This is a genomic window from Streptoalloteichus tenebrarius, from assembly GCF_024171885.1.
Taxonomy (GTDB): Bacteria; Actinomycetota; Actinomycetes; order Mycobacteriales; family Pseudonocardiaceae; genus Streptoalloteichus; species Streptoalloteichus tenebrarius.
In genome coordinates, this window is record NZ_JAMTCP010000012.1 from 29,533 (window position 1) to 48,799 (window position 19,267).

The 19,267-nt window shown below is 73.1% G+C and carries 16 protein-coding genes; 11 read left to right on the forward strand and 5 right to left on the reverse strand.

The window, feature by feature from the left end:
- Positions 1-56: 56 nt before the first annotated feature.
- Complete coding sequence (locus LX15_RS13150; protein ID WP_253669840.1) at positions 57-833, forward strand: S1 family peptidase; 777 nt, start codon at positions 57-59, stop codon at positions 831-833.
- Positions 834-1,563: 730 nt separating this feature from the next.
- On the opposite strand, the gene LX15_RS13155 is transcribed toward LX15_RS13150, so the two are convergent.
- Positions 1,564-2,532, reverse strand: coding sequence for an NAD(P)/FAD-dependent oxidoreductase (locus tag LX15_RS13155; RefSeq protein ID WP_253669841.1), 969 nt, complete (start codon positions 2,530-2,532; stop codon positions 1,564-1,566).
- A gap of 96 nt (positions 2,533-2,628) precedes the next feature.
- Between LX15_RS13155 and LX15_RS13160 the strand changes: the two genes are divergently transcribed.
- Positions 2,629-4,023, forward strand: a complete 1,395-nt coding sequence (locus LX15_RS13160; RefSeq protein WP_253669842.1) for a class II fumarate hydratase — start codon at positions 2,629-2,631, stop codon at positions 4,021-4,023.
- Between the two features lie 139 nt (positions 4,024-4,162).
- Here LX15_RS13160 and LX15_RS13165 read toward each other — a convergent pair whose 3' ends face one another.
- On the reverse strand, positions 4,163-4,999 hold the full coding sequence (locus LX15_RS13165; RefSeq protein WP_253669843.1) for an EamA family transporter: 837 nt from the start codon (positions 4,997-4,999) through the stop codon (positions 4,163-4,165).
- A gap of 107 nt (positions 5,000-5,106) precedes the next feature.
- On the opposite strand from LX15_RS13165, the gene pdxR reads away from it, so the two are divergent.
- From pdxR to LX15_RS13185, 4 genes are all read left to right on the forward strand, one after another.
- Positions 5,107-6,516, forward strand: a complete 1,410-nt coding sequence (gene pdxR / locus LX15_RS13170) for a MocR-like pyridoxine biosynthesis transcription factor PdxR (protein ID WP_253669844.1) — start codon at positions 5,107-5,109, stop codon at positions 6,514-6,516.
- Positions 6,517-6,798: 282 nt separating this feature from the next.
- The gene (locus LX15_RS13175) at positions 6,799-8,313 is read left to right on the forward strand and encodes an ATP-dependent DNA ligase (protein ID WP_253669845.1); all 1,515 of its coding nucleotides are present in this window, start codon (positions 6,799-6,801) and stop codon (positions 8,311-8,313) included.
- A 12-nt stretch (positions 8,314-8,325) separates the two neighbouring features.
- On the forward strand, positions 8,326-9,774 hold the full coding sequence (locus LX15_RS13180; RefSeq protein WP_253669846.1) for a GuaB1 family IMP dehydrogenase-related protein: 1,449 nt from the start codon (positions 8,326-8,328) through the stop codon (positions 9,772-9,774).
- Positions 9,775-9,779: 5 nt separating this feature from the next.
- A complete protein-coding gene (locus LX15_RS13185) occupies positions 9,780-10,262 on the forward strand; it encodes a GNAT family N-acetyltransferase (protein WP_253669847.1) in 483 nt (160 codons plus the stop codon).
- Between the two features lie 496 nt (positions 10,263-10,758).
- Here LX15_RS13185 and phoH2 read toward each other — a convergent pair whose 3' ends face one another.
- A complete protein-coding gene (gene phoH2, locus LX15_RS13190; protein ID WP_253669848.1) occupies positions 10,759-12,150 on the reverse strand; it encodes an RNA 5'-3' helicase PhoH2 in 1,392 nt (463 codons plus the stop codon).
- 446 nt (positions 12,151-12,596) lie between these two features.
- Positions 12,597-13,862, reverse strand: coding sequence for a DUF885 domain-containing protein (locus LX15_RS13195; protein ID WP_253669849.1), 1,266 nt, complete (start codon positions 13,860-13,862; stop codon positions 12,597-12,599).
- A 425-nt stretch (positions 13,863-14,287) separates the two neighbouring features.
- On the opposite strand from LX15_RS13195, the gene LX15_RS13200 reads away from it, so the two are divergent.
- The 4 genes from LX15_RS13200 to LX15_RS13215 all read left to right on the forward strand — a co-directional run bounded on the left by LX15_RS13200 (position 14,288) and on the right by LX15_RS13215 (position 17,695).
- Entirely contained in the window at positions 14,288-14,629 is a 342-nt protein-coding gene (locus LX15_RS13200; RefSeq protein ID WP_253669850.1) for a hypothetical protein, read from the forward strand.
- A gap of 682 nt (positions 14,630-15,311) precedes the next feature.
- Entirely contained in the window at positions 15,312-15,566 is a 255-nt protein-coding gene (locus LX15_RS13205) for a hypothetical protein (RefSeq protein WP_253669851.1), read from the forward strand.
- An 868-nt stretch (positions 15,567-16,434) separates the two neighbouring features.
- A complete protein-coding gene (locus tag LX15_RS13210; RefSeq protein ID WP_253669852.1) occupies positions 16,435-16,749 on the forward strand; it encodes a hypothetical protein in 315 nt (104 codons plus the stop codon).
- Between the two features lie 442 nt (positions 16,750-17,191).
- Positions 17,192-17,695, forward strand: coding sequence for a hypothetical protein (locus LX15_RS13215; RefSeq protein WP_253669853.1), 504 nt, complete (start codon positions 17,192-17,194; stop codon positions 17,693-17,695).
- Positions 17,696-17,944: 249 nt separating this feature from the next.
- On the opposite strand, the gene LX15_RS13220 is transcribed toward LX15_RS13215, so the two are convergent.
- Complete coding sequence (locus LX15_RS13220; protein ID WP_253669854.1) at positions 17,945-18,724, reverse strand: isoprenyl transferase; 780 nt, start codon at positions 18,722-18,724, stop codon at positions 17,945-17,947.
- 53 nt (positions 18,725-18,777) lie between these two features.
- Between LX15_RS13220 and LX15_RS13225 the strand changes: the two genes are divergently transcribed.
- Positions 18,778-19,209, forward strand: coding sequence for a CoA-binding protein (locus LX15_RS13225; RefSeq protein ID WP_253669855.1), 432 nt, complete (start codon positions 18,778-18,780; stop codon positions 19,207-19,209).
- Positions 19,210-19,267 lie beyond the last annotated feature (58 nt).

Here is a 19,267-nt window from a genome sequence, read left to right on the forward strand (position 1 = left end):
CAATACCGTCGACCTTCCCACGACCGGACCTGGGGCGGAAGGAACGGAGAAAGGCCATGCGAACCCGCTCCCTGTTCGTCAGCCTGCTCACCGCGGCGCTCGGCGTGACGGTGGCCGCGACGGCCACCGCCACGACCCCACCGGACCAGGTGCAGGCGCTCCTCGCCCACAACGACACCACGACGACATCCAGCTTCACCGCGTCGCTCCAGCAGCGCGACACCAGCGAGCACCACTGCGGCGCGTCACTGATCAAACCGGACTGGCTGGTCACGGCGGCGCACTGCGTCGCGGGGCGCAACGCCGAGGACCTCCAGGCGCGGGTCGGCAGCGGCGAGCGCACCAGGGGCGGCACCCTGACCAGGGTCACCCGCGTCGTCGTCGACCCGAGGTTCGTCGACGCCCAGCCCAACGGCGACATCGCCCTGGTGCAGGTCGACCCCCCGGTCGGGCACGCGCCGGTCAGGGTGGCCAGGACCGCCGCGCCCACCGGGGCCCGCACCCGGGAGCTGCGCTGGGAGACGCCGTGCCCCGACCCGTGGTGCGAGGTGACCGTGCTCCGGGAGGTGGAGACCGCGGTGACCACGCCGAACCGGTGCGACAACGGCCTCGACGCGAGCACCGAGATCTGCGCCATCAACCCGGCCGCGCCGTCGACCTGCCGGGGCGACACCGGCGGCCCGCAACTGCGCTCGGTCGGCTCCCGGTGGGAGCTCGTCGGCACCACCAGCCGGCGCGGCGACCGCGGCCCGTCCTGCGCGACCGGCACGTCGATCCACACCAACGTCGCGGCCTACCGCGGGTGGATCGAGCAGTACGCCGGGCCCCTGTGAACCAGGAACGACGCCGACACCACCGCGGGGCGCGGGCGGTTCCGCCGTCCGCGCCCCGTCGGCGTTCCCACGACCCACTGGAGAAACGGTCTCAGCCGGGGACGTCAGCGTCCTGATCACCTCGGTCGCCACCGCCGTCGTCGGGCCGCGGGGTTCGTGGCCCGCTCCGCGCCATCCCGGTTCGCGCTCACCGCCGGGGAGCCCTCGATCTCCACCGGCTCGAAGGCCCGGTACGAGGCGCGTCGCCGGTAGAGCCCGTCGATGCCGTAAGTCGAGGTTGGTGACGGATCGCACGAACAGGGCTATCCGCGACGAGCCGAACGAGTCCTGCCACGCGCGGTTCGGGCTCAGCGCCTGGTCGGCCTCACCGCACGCGGCGATCCCCCGTCGCGCGAGCTGGGCGTCGGTCAGGCCGCGCACGCTCTCAGCGATACTTCGTGGTGTCCAGGGACCTCGGCACCCTGGGTGCCTTCGGCTCCGTCGAACCGCGCTGTCCGCCCGCCTGGCCGTGCCCACCACCGCCGTGGAGCGACCAGAGTTCCGGCCAAGCGCCGTCTTCCTCCGCCACGCGGGCCAGCGGATCAGTTCCTGCCCTGGCGCGCGCGGGCCGGATCAGCGTGTCTCCCACGCCGGTCCGGACCCGGCCGAGGGCACACGGGACCGGCGGATCGCCGCCCACCGAGGCCGAGGTCCGAGGTCGAGTTGGCTGATCGTCGACGCGTCGCGGGGGTCAGCCCGAGTCGCTGGAGTGCCCGGGGAAGAGGTGGGCCGACGGGTCGAGCGCCACGGCGATGTTGTTCACCGCGGTCGCGGCCTCGCCGAAGCCCGTCGCGATGAGCTTGACCTTGCCGGGGTAGGCGGCGACGTCGCCGGCGGCGTAGACCCGCTCGCGCGAGGTCCGCATGGTGCTGTCGACCACGACGTGCCGGTGGTCCAGCTCCAGCCCCCACGACTCGATCGGCCCGAGGTCCGCCACGAACCCCAGCGCGGCCACCACGGCCTGGGCCGGCAGCACCTGGCGGGAGCCGTCCTTCAGCGTGATCTCCACCTCGCGCACGGCCTGGTCGCCCCTCAGCTCGGCGACCTCGGCGTCGGTGATGATCGGCACGCCCAGCTCGCGCACCTTGCGCACGGTGCCGGGGTGGGCGCGGAACGTCGCCCTGCGGTGCACCAGCGTCACCGACCGCGCGACCGAGTGCAGGGCCAGCGCCCAGTCGAACGCGGAGTCGCCGCCGCCGACCACCACCACGTCCTGTCCACTGTGGACGTCCAACTGGGGGACGAAGTGGACGACGCCCCGCCCGTGCCACCCGTTCGCCGCCGGCAGCGGCCGGGGGCGGAACTCCCCGATGCCCGCGGTGACCAGCACGCTGCCCGCGACGACGGCGCTGCCGTCGGCGAGCCCGACCGCGAGCCGCCCGTCGTCCAGTGTGGACAGCGTGCGCGCCTGCCTGCCGAGCAGGTAGGTCGGCTGGTACTGCCCGGCCTGCTCGACGAGCGCGGCCACCAGGTCGCGCCCGCGCACCGAGGGCATGCCCGCGACGTCGAAGATCAGCTTCTCCGGGTACATGGCGGTGACCTGGCCGCCCGGTTCGGGCAGCGCGTCCACCACCGCCGCGGAGAGGTCCCTGAACCCCGCGTAGTACGCGGCGAACAGGCCCGTCGGCCCAGCGCCGACGATCAACAGGTCGACTTCCATGGCGAGCCGCCTTCCGCCCGTGGTCCGGACGCGAACGAGCGTATGCGTTCCACGCCACGGTGCCCACCGCCACGCGGAGGTAGCAGACTCGGGGACATGGCAGATCAGGAGTACCGGGTCGAGCGCGACACCATGGGCGAGGTCCGGGTGCCCGTCGACGCGTTGTGGCGGGCGCAGACGCAGCGGGCCGTGGAGAACTTCCCCATCTCGGGCCGGGGGCTGGAGCGGGCGCAGATCCGGGCCCTGGGACTGGTCAAGGCGGCGTGCGCCCGGGTCAACGGGCGGCTGGGGGTCCTGCCGGCCGACCTGGCCGAGGCGATCGCGGCGGCGGCCGACGAGGTGGCCGCCGGCGACCACGACGCGCACTTCCCCGTCGACGTGTTCCAGACCGGCTCCGGCACCTCGTCGAACATGAACGCCAACGAGGTGATCGCCACCCTCGCCGAGCGCCGGCTCGGCTCCCCGGTGCACCCCAACGACCACGTCAACGCGTCGCAGTCCTCCAACGACGTGTTCCCCACGACCATCCACCTCGCCGCGACCGAGGCCGTGCTGCGCGAGCTGACGCCCGCGCTGGAGCACCTGGCCGGCGTGCTGGAGCGGCGGGCGGGGGACTGGGCGGACGTGGTGAAGGCCGGCCGCACCCACCTCATGGACGCGGTGCCGATCACCCTGGGCCAGGAGGCCGGGGGCTGGGCGGCGCAGGTCCGGTACGGCGTGGAGCGGCTGCGCGACTGCCTGCCCCGGCTGGCCGAGCTGCCGATCGGCGGCACCGCGGTGGGCACCGGCCTGAACACGCCGCACGGCTTCGGCGGGGCGGTCGTGGCGGAGCTGGCGTCGACCACCGGCCTTCCGGTGACCGAGGCCAGGAACCACATCGAGGCACAGGGCGCCAGGGACGGCCTGGTCGAGTGCTCCGGCCAGCTCCGCACGGTGGCCGTCTCGCTGTACAAGATCGCCAACGACGTGCGGTGGCTGGGCTCCGGCCCGCGCACCGGCCTGGCCGAGCTGCGCCTGCCCGACCTCCAGCCGGGCTCCTCGATCATGCCGGGCAAGGTCAACCCGGTGCTGTGCGAGGCCACGATGATGGTGGCCGCGCAGGTGATCGGCAACGACGCCACGGTGGCCTTCGCCGGCTCGCAGGGCAACTTCGAGCTGAACGTGATGATGCCGGTCATGGCCCGCAACGTGCTGGAGTCGGCCCGGCTGCTCGCCGCGGCGGCCCGGCTGCTCGCGGACAGGGTGCTGGCCGGCGCGGAGCCGGACGTGGAGCGGCTGCGGGAGTTCGCCGAGTCCTCGCCCTCCGTGGTGACGCCGCTGAACCGGCACCTCGGCTACGAGGAGGCCGCGTCGATCGCGAAGCAGGCGCTGCGGGAGCGCAAGACGATCCGTCAGGTGGTCGTGGAGCGCGGCCACGTCGACGCCGGGCGCATCACCGAGGAGCAGCTCGACGAGGCGCTCGACGTCCTCCGCATGGCCCGCGGTCGCTGATCACGCCGTCCCGCCCCCGTGGCGCGCCTGGCGGCGGCGCGGGGGCGGGACGGGCGGCGCGGGGGCGGGACGGGCGGCGCGGGGGCGGGATAGGCGGCGCGGGGGCGGGATAGGCGGCGCGGGGCGGGACGGCGGCGGATCAGCCGAGGCCGAGGGCGCACCCCACCGCGACCACGAGTGCACCGGCCAACGCGAGCAGGGACAGGGACTGCGCGCCCAGCGCCAGCGAGGCGAGCAGCCCCGAGACCGGCATGAGGCCGACGAGCACTCCCGCCCGGTCCGCCCCGACCCGGGAGACGCAGCGATACCAGCAGATGTAGGCCACCGCGGTCACGACGACACCGAGCACGACCAACGCGAGCGCCTCGGTGGCGTCGGGCGCCCGCCAGGCCGCCGCGCCCTCGGTGACCGTCGCGACGACGGCACCCTCGACGGCGGCGAGGAAACAGGCCCAGGTCGACACCCCGAGCGCGCCGATCCGGGCCACCGGGCCCACCGCGAGCAGGGTGAAGAGCGCCTCGCCGACCAGCGCCAGCGCGGCGAGGCCGAGTCCGGCCCAGCCCCAGCTTCCCCCGCCGGAGAGCGTCACGACCCCGGCGACCACCAGCACCGCCCCGGCCACGACCCTGGCGCGGGGGCGCCGCCCGGCCGTCAGCGGCCCGAGCAGCGCGAGCACGAGCGGCGACGCGCCGACGACGGCGGCCACGAACCCCGGCTCGGCGTGGCGCTGCGCGGCGAGCACGCAGGCGCTGAAGCCCAGCATCCCGGTGGCGGCGAGCAGTGAGAGCGCCACCAGATCCCGCCCCCTTGGACGGGGGACAGGCTGTCGGGTGATGAGCGCCCAGGCCAACAACGCGGCGCCACCAATCGCGTACCGAACGGCCTGGCCGGACAGCACCGGGTAGCTGTCGAGCAGACCGGTGACCGGGACCGACGCCCCGACGATGGTGGTGGCGACGGCCCCGGTGATGATCATGACCCGGGAGTGGGACCCCCGGTGTCGCACAACTGTGGGAGACTCGATCAGGCCAGACACGCGGTCCAGGTTCTGCGCCAAGTGGCCCACCGATAAGCTCCACTTCGGTGAAAAGCGACTGGGCCACTTTGCGAGAGCTGTTGTTGCCGGCGGTCTCCGCCGCTCCCCGCGGCCGCCGGGGCAGGGCGCTGGAGGTCGCCCTGCGGGAGGCGATCCGCGCCGGCCGGCTCCACCCGGGGACCCGCCTGCCGGCGACCAGGGACCTCGCCGCCCAGCTCGACCTCGCCCGCGGCACCGTGACCTCCGCCTACGACCAGCTCGTCGCCGAGGGCTACCTGGTCGCCCGGCGCGGCTCCGGCACCTCCGTGGCCGCCACCGCCGGCGCCGCGGCCGAGCAGCCCCGGTCGCGCGCGAGCGCCCCGGAGCCCCGGTGGCAGTTCGACCTGCGCCCCGGCCTGCCCGCGCTGGCCGCCTTCCCGCGCGCCGAGTGGGTCACCGCGACCAAGAGCGCGCTGGCCGAGCTGCCCGACGCCGAGCTGGGCTACCCGGACCCCGCCGGCCTCGCCGAGCTGCGGGCCGAGCTGGCCGGCTACCTCGGCCGGGTCCGCGCGGTGCTCGCCGACCCGGCCGACCTGCTGGTCACGCACGGCTCGGCCGAGGCGTGCGCGCTGCTCGCCGACGTGCTGCGGGCCAGGGGGCACCGCAGGATCGCCGTGGAGGACCCCGGACACCCCGGGCAGTCCGAGCTGTTCGTCACGCACGGGCTCACGCCGGTCCCGATCCGGGTCGACGCCGACGGGCTGCGGGTCGACGAGCTGGCCGCGTCCGGCTGCCGGGCGGTCCTGGTCACGCCCGCGCACCAGTTCCCGCTCGGCGTGCCCCTGAACGCGCAACGCCGCCGCGAGCTGGTCGACTGGGCGCGCCGCTGCGACGGCCTGGTCATCGAGGACGACTACGACGCCGAACACCGGTACGACCGGCCCGCGCTGGGCGCGGTGCAGGCCCTGGACCCGCGTCGGGTCGCCTACCTGGGCAGCGTGTCGAAGACGCTGGCTCCCGCGCTCCGCCTGGGCTGGGCGGTGATCCCACCCGGCTGGCGCGAGGCCATGATCACCGCGAAGCGCCTGCACGACCTGGGGTGCAGCCCGCTGCCGCAGGCGGCCTTCGCCAGGATGCTCCGCGCCGGCGGGTACGACCGGCACCTCCGGCGCACCAGGGCCGACAACCGCCGCCGCCGCGACGCGCTGCTCGCGGCCCTGGCCGAGCACCTTCCCCGCTGGCGTCCCACGGGCATCGCGGCCGGCCTGCACGTCGTCCTGGAACTGCCGGCGGGCACGAACGACCGGGAACTGTCGACGCACCTGGAGGACAACGGGGTGCACGCGCCCAGCCTGTCCTTCTACACCCGGGGCCACCGGGGTGGGCCGTTCCCCGGGCTCGTCCTCGGTTACGCCGCGCACGGCCCCGACCGCCTCCGCGCCGCGGTCACCCGCATCGCCGAGATCACCGGCGCCTGAGACTCCCCAGCCGTCGCGCGACGCAGCGGGGCTCAGCGCGACTCAGCACGACTCAGCGGGGCTCCCGGCTCACCTCGGCGGGCGCGGCCCGAGAACCCCGGGCACGCGGCCCCGCCCCGCCGGTCCCCATCACGGACCCGACAGGGCGCTCCCGCACCGCTCCCCCGACCAGGCGCAGGAGACGGGTCCTCGGGCCCGCCGATGTCTACGGCTGGTCGTCACCGACCCCCGCCAGGTCCTGATCCTCGGGCGATTGTCGGCCTTCGGGGTGACGATGGACGTGTGCTGTTCGCCGACGTGGTCGGGACCTCGGCGGCGGTGGCCGCCACGGGGTCGCGGAAGGCGAAGACCGAGGCGCTCGCCGCGTTGCTCGCGCGGGCCGCGCCCGGCGAGGTGGAGGCGGCCACCGCGTTCCTCAGCGGCGAGCCGCTCCAGGGCCGGCTGGGCATCGGGTGGGCGACGCTCGCCGAACTCCGGGTGCCGCCCGCGCCGACCCCGACGCTGACCGTCGGCGCGGTCGACAAGGCGCTGGAGATCCTGCGCACCGCCAGCGGCAGCGGGTCGGCCCAGCGCCGCCGCAACCTGCTGGCCGAGCTGTTCGGCCAGGCCACCCCGGCCGAGCAGGACTTCCTGTTCCGGCTGCTGACCGGCGAGCTGCGCCAGGGCGCGCTGGAGGGCGTGATGGTGGAGGCGATCGCCGCCGCGGCGGGGACCTCCTCCGAGGCCGTCCGGCGGGCGGTCATGCTCTCCGGACGCCTGCCGGCCGCCGCGGCGGCGGCGCTGCTCGGCGGCGAGGAGGCGCTCGCGGCGTTCCGGCTGGAGCTGGGGCGCCCCCTGCGGCCGATGCTGGCCTCGCCCGCCGAGAGCCTCGACGACGCGTTGGCCGAGCTGGGGCCGGCCTCGGTGGAGTTCAAGCTGGACGGGGCGCGCATCCAGCTCCACCGGTTCGGGGACGAGGTGCGCGTCTACACCAGGACCCTGCGCGAGATCACCCGGAGCGTGCCCGAGCTGGTGGAGCTGGCCAGGGCGCTGCCCTGCCGCGCTCTCGTGCTGGACGGGGAGACGCTGGCCCTGAACGACGACGGCCGGCCCCGGCCGTTCCAGGAGACCATGAGCCGCTTCGGCGCGGCCTCCGCCCACGAGCTGCTGCTGCACCCGTACTTCTTCGACTGCCTGCACCTCGACGGCGAGGACCTGCTGGACGCGCCGCTGCTCACCCGGCTGGACGCGCTGGACCGCGTCGCCGCCGCGCACCGCATCCCGGCCGTGCTCGCGCCGACCAGGGAGGGCGCGGCCGCGCTGCTGGACCAGGCGCTGGCCGACGGGCACGAGGGCGTGATGGCCAAGGCGCTGGACTCCCCCTACGCGGCCGGCCGCCGGGGCAGGGCGTGGCAGAAGGTGAAGCCGGCGCACACGCTCGACCTCGTGGTGCTGGCCGCCGAGTGGGGGCACGGGCGGCGGACCGGGTACCTGTCCAACCTGCACCTCGGGGCGCGGGACCCCGACGGCGGACCGCCGGTGATGGTCGGCAAGACCTTCAAGGGGCTCACCGACGAGCTGCTGGCGTGGCAGACCCGCGAGCTGCTGGCCAGGGAGACCTCCCGGGACCGGAACACCGTGTACGTGCGGCCGGAGCTGGTCGTGGAGATCGAGCTGGACGGGGTGCAGGTCAGCCCGCGCTACCCCGGCGGGGTGGCCCTGCGGTTCGCCCGCGTGCTGCGCTACCGGCCGGACAAGGACGCCCGGGAAGCGGACACCGTGGACGAGGTCACGGCGATGTTGCCCGGATCGGGGTAGTCTCGTGCAATCGTGCGCTTCCTCGACGGGCACGAGCCCCGCAACGACCTGACCTACGACGACGTCTTCCTGGTCCCGCGCCGGTCCGGCGTCGAGTCCCGGTTCGACGTGGACCTGGCGACCGTGGACGGCTCCGGCGCCACGATCCCGATCGTCGCCGCCAACATGACCGCCGTCGCCGGCCGCCGGATGGCCGAGACCCTCGCCCGCAGGGGCGGCCTGACGATCCTGCCGCAGGACGTGGCGCCCGAGGCGGTGGCCGAGATCGTGTCCTGGGTCAAGGACCGGCACCCCGTGTGGGACACCCCGCTGGTGCTGCACGCCGGCGACGCCGTGGCCGACGCCCTGAACCTGCTGCCGAAGCGCGCCCACGGCGCGGTCGTCGTCGTGGACGACGACAACCGGCCGGTGGGCGTGGTCGACGAGGCCGCGTGCGCCGGCGTCGACCGGTTCACCCGCGTCAGCGAGATCGCGCGGCGGGACGTCCTCACCCTGCCGCTGGAGACCGCCCCCAGGAAGGTCTTCGAGGAGCTGCACGGCCGGACCGCGAGGGTCGCGCTGGCCGTTGACGCCGACGGGCGGCTGGCCGGGGTGCTGACCAAGGTCGGCGCGCTGCGCGCGGAGATCTACCAGCCCGCGCTGGACGACGCCGGCCGGCTGCGGATCGGCGCGGCCGTCGGCGTGAACGGCGACGTCGCCGCCAAGGCGCGCGCCCTGCTGGACGCCGGGGTGGACGTGCTGGTGGTGGACACCGCGCACGGCCACCAGGAGAAGATGATCAGCGCGCTGCGCGCGGTCCGCTCGGTGCACCCCGTCGGCTCGGCCGTCCCGGTGGTGGCCGGCAACGTGGTGAGCGCGGAGGGCGTGCACGACCTGGTCGAGGCCGGCGCGGACATCATCAAGGTCGGGGTCGGCCCCGGCGCCATGTGCACCACCCGGATGATGACCGGCGTGGGCCGGCCGCAGTTCTCCGCCGTGGCCGAGTGCGCGGCGGCCGCCCGCGAGCTGGGCCGGCACGTCTGGGCCGACGGCGGCGTGCGGCACCCGAGGGACGTGGCGTTGGCGCTGGCCGCCGGCGCGTCCTCGGTGATGATCGGCTCCTGGTTCGCCGGCACCTACGAGTCGCCCGGCGACCTGCTGCGGGACGAGGCCGGCCGGCCGTACAAGGAGTCGTTCGGCATGGCGTCCAAGCGGGCGGTGACCGCGCGGACCCGCACCGACAGCGCGTTCGACCGGGCGCGCAAGGCGCTGTTCGAGGAGGGCATCTCGTCCTCCCGGATGCGGCTGGACCCGACCGCGCCGGGCGTGGAGGACCTGCTGGACCGGATCTGCTCCGGCGTCCGCTCGTCCTGCACCTACGCGGGCGCGCTCAGCCTGGAGGAGTTCCACGAGCGGGCGGTGGTGGGCGTGCAGTCCGCCGCCGGCTTCGCCGAGGGCCGCCCGCTGCCCAGCGGTTGGTGAGTCCGATGTCCGGGGCGGGGGCGCGGGAGGTTCTTCCCACGCCCCCGTTCCGTCTCCGTCCCGCCGAGCCGACGGACGCCGACGCCCTGACGGCCGTGTTCCTGCGCGCCAGGGCCGAGGCGATGCCGTACCTGGCCCGGCCGCACACCGACGCCGAGACGGCGGCCTGGATGTCCGGGTGCGTGGTGCCGACGCACGAGGTGCGCGTCGCCGAGGTCGACGGCGCCGTCGTGGGGTTCGCGGCCGTGCTGGGTGAGGAGCTGGCGCACCTGTACGTCGACCCGACGGCGCAGGGACGTGGAGTGGGGACCGCGCTCCTGAACTGGGCGAAGCGGGGCCGTGCTCGCCTGGAACTGTTCGTCTTCCAACGGAACGAGCGGGCCCGGGACTTCTACCACGGGCACGGCTTCCGCCTGCTGGCCCTCGACGACGGGAGCCGCAACGAGGAGCGCGAGCCGGACGCCCGCTACTCCTGGGCGGCCCGCTGACCGCGCCCCCGGGACCCACACTCCACTGTGGACACCCACTCGTCCGTCCACCCAGGACAGCCCCCACCCGCCCTGGGGGGCGAGCCCTGCTCCAGCCTACCGGCGCCGCCCGGCCCGCCCCACCCCACAACCCCGGCCTGTGGATAACTGAGGAGCCTGTGGACAACTCGCGTCCCAGACGAGTGAATCCCCACCAGGCCAAGCAGAAATCGTGTTCCCTGGACGCGAGTGCCCTCCGCCCCGCCCGTGCCCAGCACTCACGCCCCGACCCCGACTCGACTGCCCACCCGACGCGAACCGCGGCCCCACAACAACCCGCCCATCCCGCACGTCCCCGCCTGACCCGCGTCCCCGCCTGACCCACGTGTCCCCGTCCAGCCGTCCGACTGGCCGGCCGCGGCAACCCAGGACGAGAACGCGTCCGGCCGGGGCCACGGTTGGCGCGGCCCCGGCCGGACATGGGTACGGGTGCCGTACGGCAGGTGCCGACGGCGGCTCAGATCAGGTGATCACCCTCCAACACCTCGGTGACCAGCGCCGCGATCGGCGACCGCTCCGAGCGCGTCAGCGTCACGTGCGCGAACAGCGGGTGCCCCTTCAGCTTCTCGATCACCGCCGCCACCCCGTCGTGCCGGCCCACCCGCAGGTTGTCCCGCTGCGCCACGTCGTGCGTCAACACCACCCGCGAGCCCGACCCCAGCCGGGACAGCACGGTCAGCAGCACGTTGCGCTCCAGCGACTGCGCCTCGTCGACGATCACGAACGAGTCGTGCAGCGACCGGCCCCGGATGTGGGTCAGCGGCAGGACCTCCAGCATCCCCCGGTCCAGCACCTCGTCGATCACGGCCTTGCCGGCCACCGCGCCCAGCGTGTCGAACACCGCCTGCGCCCAGGGCAGCATCTTCTCGCTCTCGGTGCCCGGCAGGTACCCCAGATCCTGCCCGCCCACGGCGTAGACCGGCCGGAACACCACGACCTTGCGGTGCTGCTGCCGTTCCATCACCGCCTCCAGGCCCGCGCACAACGCCAGCGCCGACTTCCCGGTGCCCGCGCGGCCGCCCAGCGACACGATCCCCACCTCGGGGTCCAGCAACAGGTCGAGCGCCACCCGTTGCTCGGCGGAACGCCCGTGCAGCCCGAACGCCTCCCGGTCCCCCCGCACCAGTTGCGCCCGTTTGTCCGGCGTCACCCGGCCCAACGCGCTGGCGGTGCCGGCGAGCAGCCGCAGCCCGGTGTGGCAGGGCAGCTCCCGCGCCCACTCCAGCTCCGGGCTGTCCAGGTCCACCGCGCCGTCCCGGTAGAGGGCGTCGATCACCTGGGAGCCGACCTCCACGTCGGCCATCCCGGTCCAGCCGGACGGGGTGACGTCCTGCGCCCGGTACTCGTCGGCCGTCAACCCCACCGCCGCCGCCTTGACCCGCAGCGGCATGTCCTTGGTGACCAGGACGACCTCCCGGTTCTCCGCGGCCAGGTTCAGCGCGCAGGCCAGGATGCGGGCGTCGTTGGAGTCGGTGCGGAAGCCCGCCGGGAGCACCTGCGGGTCCGAGTGGTTCAGCTCGACGTGCACGGTCCCCCCGACGTCCCCGACCGGCACCGGCGCGTCGAGGCGCCCGTGCCGCAGCCGGAGGTCGTCGAGCAGGCGCAACGCCTCGCGGGCGAACCAGCCCAGCTCCGGGTGGTGGCGCTTGCCCTCCAGCTCGCCGATCACCACGAGCGGCAGCACCACGGCGTGCTCCGCGAACCGGGTGAGCGCCCACGGGTCGGACAACAACACCGAGGTGTCGAGCACGAAGGTGCGGATCGGGGCGGCGGTGCGCCGCCGGGTGGAGGTGCGGGGGGAGCTGGAGGAACGGCTGGCGGTCCGCCTGGAAGAGCGCTGTGCTGTCACGGCAACTCCCTGCGGACGCGGCACCCGCGTCCGCTCCTCGGGTGGGCCGGGCACTGACCCCGTTGGCACTGGTCCGTCCGCCGTCGCCGGCGGTCAGACCGAGTCGCCACAGGGGCCGGGTGCCGGCCCCCTCGTGCTGGTTGCGAACGGCCGAACCGTTCCACCGACCACAGCCACGAACAGGGCCCCTCCCGGGGCGAGCCGTCTCGGACACGACCCGCCGGAACGCACGCTACCTGCGGTTACCTCCTGCGGCAGGCAGGCACATGGGTGATTCACCAGAGCGTCATCGACACGCTACGTACCCCCGTGTCCCCTACCCCGCGTATTGACCGAACGGCCCAACCACGGGGACGGGTTGCCGGGCCGGATCGGCGGAACGGGGCACTGCCAGCGCGAACGGACGGACGGCCGCGCTGGTCCCTCCGCGGGTGAATCCCGGTCACTCAGGCGGGGTCGGCGGCCAGGGGAGAAGGCCCTGACCCGGCCGCCAGCGGCGACACGGCGGCCGCCAGCTCCTCCCGCACGACGGCGGGCACCAGGGGCTCGTCCAACAGCCGCCGGTAGCGCTCGCCCAGCGACTCGCCGCTGGGCCGGGCCTCCAGCCAGGCCCGCAGCAGCCGGTACCCCTCGACGTAGGTGGTGGTGTAGGCGCGCCAGAGTGGGTCGGACAGGAAGCGCAGCATCTGCCGCGCGCGCCGCTCGTCCACGAGCAGCCAGCGGCACAGGTGCGCGACGACCTCGTCCGGGTCGGCGCCCCGGTCGTGCAGCAGCAGCGCGGCGTCCTGGCGCACGCCGTGCAGCATCCCCAGCGCCTGCTCCATGCGCTCGGCCAGCTCGCCCTCCATGCGCAGCCCCAGGTCCGCCATGATCTCGGCGGTCCACGGGCCCCACCCGGCGCCGACCACGGCGTGCAGGCCCAGGTCGGCGAGGCCCTCGGCCATCAGGCACTGCGGGGTGTTCACCAGGAAGATCGTCTGCTCGTCCTGGCCCTGCCCGCCGACCAGGCCGGCCTCCTTCCGACAGTGCTCCGTGTGGTGCCCCGGGTAGGACTCGTGCGCCACCAGGTGCGGCAGGTTCGCCATGCGGTGGCCGAGGTCGGCGTTGATCGCGACGCGCGAGCGGTACTCGCCCAGGTAGTAGTTGAAGCCGCTCCACGGCTTGTCGGTGACCACCTGGTACTCGACGGTCTCCTCGGCCGGGAGCCCGTACTGCCCCCGGACGCGGTCCCGCAACGCGCTGCTCAACGCGAGCACGCAGGACTCCAGCTTCTCCGGCGGCACCTCGTCCCTGGCGCGGAAGGCGGCGATCCGGTCGGCCAGCGGCCCGTTCCCCGGCAGCAGGCGCTCCAGCTCGGCGTGGGCCTCGCGGTAGAGGTCGGTGTCGCCCGGGGTCACCCTGACCTGGAAGTAGGCCTCGACCTCGGCCACGAAGGGCACGTCCTCGCCGGCGAGCTTGCGCCCCGAGCACTCCAGGGCGACCAGGTGGGCGTCGAGGAACCGGCGGCGGTCCTCGGCCAGCTCGGCGCCCGGCAGCTCGGCCCTCAGCTCGCGCGCCCGCGCCGCGAGGGCGGCGGGCCGGGGCCGGGGTTCGTCGGCGACCTGGCGGCGCAACGCCGGGTCCCCGGTGTACGCGTCCACGAATCCCTCGACGAGCCGGTCGAACCGGAGGCCGAGCAGGAGGTACTCCCGCACGAGCTGGCTGGCGTCCACGGACCAGCAGCCTACGGGCAGACCCGTCCGGGTCAGTCCCTCCCTGGCCCGTTCCCCCTGGTGATCGACAGTTCGACGCGCTTGTAACACAGCACTCCGGGTAGCGCTGAGGGGGTCCGGTAACTCGACGGAGTGTCTTGGCCAATCCGGGAATTTGTCGTAACCAACATGGGTGAGTCGATCACAACGGTACGTGTTGATATCCCCCCATCGGAGGTCCCCAACAACGCATTTCCGCAAAAAATCAATTACGATCAGTGTAGATCCACTCGATTTTCACACAATGGCGTGATCACAATTCCCGTACAGCGGTGTGAGTGAGTACCGTGACGAATGCCAGTGCGGTCCCGACCCCGTCAGGACGAGGCGGACCGGGAAGAGGGGTTCCGACGAAATCCCTTGTCCGAGGTAAGGAGAGTGCGACAGTGCTCAGGAAGACTGCTGGCGTCCTCGCCGCCACTGCCGCGGCCCTGCTGATCGTGGGCGGGCCCGCGTGGGCGAGTGGCGGCAACGACCACAGCCCGAAGTCCGGACACAGCCAGAACTTCAAGGCCGGACACAAGAAGAAGGGTCACGGGCACAAGCACAAGCCCTCGATCCACGAGCACAACTACGTGAGCTCCGAGGACAACGACTGGAACGGCGCGGTCAACGTGCTGAACGCCAACCAGATCCAGGTCCCGATCGGGCTCTGCGGCATCATTCCGATCCTGGGCGCCACGTCCGCGGAGTCGTGTGCGGCCGCCGCGGCGCAGCAGGACTTCTGATCCGCTGATCCGCGCTACTGGTCCCGGGCCGCACGCGGCCCGGGACCAGTGCGGTTCCTGGGGCGCGACGGGCGTGGGAACAGGGCTTCGGGCGCACCGGCAAACCCGGCGGCGTGGCCAGTCGACGCTCACGGGAAGGCGACGACGGAGTCTCGAACTCCCTGGTGACGGCAGGGGCGGTGCCACCCCGGAGATCGTCGGTGTCGCCGCGCCGAACCTCGCGGCTCCCGGCTCCCCCGGAGCCCCGCGCGTGACCCGTCGGAGTGGAACCGCACCGGTCCCCGGACGAGAGCGAAGCGCCGGACCACGGGTCCGGCGCTTCGCCGTTGTCGGGTGACGAATACTCCGCGGGCCACGACGGAGTGATTCTCAATACCACAGTCCGCGCGTCGGGAGGAAGCGCCGTTCCGCCCGCCGGGACCGGCCGCGCCCCCTTCCCGCTGCTCACCTCCGCCATCCCGAATAATGCTGGCCGAAAACGCGCCACAAAGTCGCCCGATGGTGGAACGGAGTTTGGCGTCCCGTTCACCCCCTGGGTTAATCTTGCGCGCGCCGAACGGCCCCGACCCGAAAGGCCCCGGCGTCTTTTGCGACCCTGGTGCGGGTCATCCGGCAAGATCGGATCCGCCGTCGCGCGGGTCCGTGTTCCCAGGTCACTGTTTGTCGTCAGAGGGAGAGCGGAATGCTCAGGAAGACTGTCGGTGTCGTCGCCGCCACGGCCGGCGCGTTGGCCATGATCGCCAGCCCCGCCACGGCCGGTGGCGACAGCGAGGACAACGACTGGAACGGCGCGATCAACATCCTCAACGCCAACCAGATCCAGATCCCCATCTGCATCGCGCAGAACAACATCGCGATCCTCGGTCTCGCGGTGCCGATCCTGTCGCCGCAGTTCATGGGGACCTGCGCGACCGCGGTGGCGACCCAGGAGGGCTGAGCGACACGCGTCGGCCGCGAGGCGTCGGAGTCGTCGACTCCGACGCCTCGCCGTTTCTCCGGCCAGGGAAACCGCCCCGATCACACAATGGTGGTAGGCGGTTTCCGATTTTCACGATCAACTCAGTAACCTCCCGGAACCGGTCGACCCCGCCCCGCGGCGTCACGGCGCCCGCCGAGCCCCGAACCGACCTCGGCGCCCCGCCGCGGGAGCGGCCTGGTCCGTCCCCGGCCGGCCCGACGTCTCGGTGGTCTCGACGGAAGGGAGCGGAATGCCGAGCAGGCCCTCCGGCGACCCCGCGTTCGCCCGGTTAGCGATGATCACCAGCTCCTCCCCGACCGGAGCCGGGATCCCGTAGCGACGGGGTCGTCTCCTCACACCGCTCTCGGCGCCCTCCGGCCCCGCGCGGTTCACCTCGTCTCGGCGGGAATCGCCCCTCCCGGCGCGACACCCGCCACGCCCGGCGGCGCTCCTCGTTTCCGCCGCGCGCGACCGACGTCGAACCACGGTCCTCGACGGTGGTCTCCTTTCGTCTGTCCACTCCCATTTCGTCACTCCGAAAATGAGCGCTCCCCCGTATCCCGCAGACCGGCCACGACGAATCCGGGAAGCTCCGGAAAGACAACACGACCAGGTATCCCACAATGGTGTCACGGACTTTTGCCCTCCGACCGACGAACGGTAACGTCGCCCGCGCCGTGAGGTCGACGGACACGGGAACAGCCACGGCTCGCGGTGTTCCGAGGGGGTCCTCTCGGAATCCCCACTCATAGGACAGCCCCCGGAGGCACGCCGCTGGCGCGGCGTCGCTGGCCATACGGCCGGACTGCATTACGGGCGGGCGGGAAGAAACGGAAGAGGAAGCACAATGCTCAAGAAGACTGCGGGCGTCATCGCCGCTGCCGCCGGCGCCATGGCCATGATGGCCAGCCCGGCCCTCGCCAGCGGCGGCAGCGAGGACAACGACTGGAACGGCTCGTTGAACCTCGTCGACGAGAACCAGATCCAGGTCCCGATCGGCGTGTGCCAGAACAACATCGGCATCATCGCCGTCGTGGTGCCGATCCTCTCGCCGATGTTCATGGAGACCTGCTCCACCGCGGTGGCCACCATGGAGGAGAGCGACCACATCCACGTCAAGGACACCAAGTCCGGGCACCACAAGCACTACCACCGCGGCTAGACGACGCTGCCGGCCGACCTGGCCGGCCGCCGACGCGAGGCGGGGACGTCGAGTGGACACTCGACGTCCCCGCCTCTTTCCCGTTCTCGGGGAACGGCATGGCGACGGAAAATGTCGACGGCATTCTTCCGGGCGATCACACCGTGGTTCCCGTCGGTACTCCGCGCCACCTCGCGCGTGACTCCGCCGACCTCCGGACCGCCACATTCACCAACCGACGCAAAATAATCACCCAATAGTGGTGACGAGTTTCTCATCCGGACCAATCCCGAGTAACGTCCCCCCTGCCGAACGGTCCCGACCACAACGACCACGGCAGTTCCGCAGGGTTCCGGGAGGCACTCGCGGGACCCATTCCAGAAAGGCCCTGGACGCACGTCACCCGATGTTGTGCACCGTGTTTCCAGAGGTTCCCGCAGCAAAGGGAAAAGAGGATCGCGTAATGCTCAAGAAGACCGTGGGCGTCGTCGCCGCGACGGCCGGCGCCATGGCCATGCTGGCCGGCCCCGCCCTGGCCAGCGGGTCCGAGGACAACGACTGGAACGGGTCGCTCAACCTCATCGACGAGAACCAGATCCAGATCCCGATCGGCGTGTGCCAGAACAACATCGGCATCATCGCCGTCGTGGCCCCGATCCTCTCGCCGATGTTCATGGAGTCCTGCTCCACCGCGGTGGCGACCGAGGAGGAGAGCGACCACATCCACGTCAAGGACACCCAGCACGACTTCCACAAGCACGAGCACAACGAGTACGGGGGCCACGGCCACCACGGTCACGGTCACGGCGGGCACGGGGGCCACGGCGGCCACGGGCACGGCGGCTACCACCACGGTCACGGCGGGCACGGCCACGGCGACCACCACAAGGGCGGCCACCGCACCGAGCACGGCAAGAAGCACGAGCACGACAAGAAGCACAACAAGCCGCACCACAAGGAGGGCTGAGCCCGTCGGCCGATCCGGCCGACCGCCCACACGAGGCGGGGACGTCGAGCATCCGCTCGACGTCCCCGTTTCCGTTTCCTACGGGCGACGGCGGCCAGGGATGCGCCCGGCGTCAGGGAGGCGCCGGGGAGCGGACCTTCGCGTCAACGACCCGGGATGCGCGGCGCCCGTGCGAGGCGGAAGCCAGCCACCGGTCCGCCAGGAACCGGGCGAGCGGCTTCGGAAGGGACGATCGGGGCGGCGAAAGCGTCAGCTTCCGAAGCGGCGGTGGCGGGCCGCGTAGTCCCGCAGCGCGCGCAGGAAGTCGACCCGCCGGAACTCCGGCCAGTACGCCTCGCAGAACCAGAACTCCGAGTGCGCCGACTGCCACAGCAGGAAGCCGCTGAGGCGCTGCTCCCCCGAGGTCCGGATCACCAGGTCCGGATCGGGCTGGCCCGAGGTGTAGAGGTGCTCCGCGATGTGGTCCACGTCCAGCACCTCGGCCAGCTCCTCGATCGAGGTGCCCGCCTCCGCGTGCTGGAGCAGCAGCTTGCGCACCGCGTCGGCGATCTCCTGGCGGCCGCCGTAGCCGACGGCGGCGTTCACCTGCATGCCGGTGCGGCCCTCGGTGCGCAGCGAGGCCGCGGACAGCCGGGCGGCGATCTCGGTCGGCAGCAGGTCCATCGCGCCGACGACCCGCACGCGCCACGGCGTGCCCGGCTCGCTGATCTCGTCGACCACGTCGGCGATGATCTCCAGCAGGGGGTTGAGCTCCTCGGCCGGCCGCTTCAGGTTGTCCGTGCCCAGCAGCCACAGCGTGACGACCTCGACGTCGGCGTCCCGGCACCAGGCGAGCAGGTCGGCGATCCGCTGGGCGCCGGCGCGGTGGCCGTGGCTGACGTCGTTGAAGCCCGCCTCCCGCGCCCACCGGCGGTTGCCGTCAAGGATGACGCCGACGTGCCGGGGTCGCTGGGCGCCTTCGAGCTGCCGGCGCAGCCGCCACTCGTAGTAGCCGTAGAGAAGGTCCCTGACACGCGCACGCAGCCCCACGTTTCGGCAGACTACGCCCCGCGCGAACCGGACCCGTCGGGCACACTCGCCCTGTGCAGCCCGACGAGCACCGACCGCGATCGTGGCAGGACCCGGACGTCGTCGAACGGGTCATCCGGAGCATGCGCAGCGTCGCCGTGGTCGGCGTGAGCCCCCGTCCGGACCGGCCGAGTCACCAGGTGGCGCGGTATCTCCACGAACAGGGCATTGAGGTCGTGGCGGTGAACCCGAACCTCGACGAGCTGTTCGGCCGCCCCGCCTACCCCAGCCTGCTCGCCCTGCCCCGCCCGGTGGACGTGGTGGACGTGTTCCGCCGCCAGGAGGCCGTCCCGCCGATCGCCGAGCAGGCGGTGGCGCTCGGCGCTGGCGCCTTGTGGCTCCAGCTCGGGGTGGTCAGTGAGGAGGGCGCGCGCATCGCGGCCGACGGCGGTCTGGACGTGGTCGTCGACCTGTGCCTGAAGGTCGAGCACGCGCTGCGCCGGTGAGCGCGTCCGACCGGTGGCCGGCGGCCGTCACGCGGCGGGGCGGGCCTCCTTCGCCGGT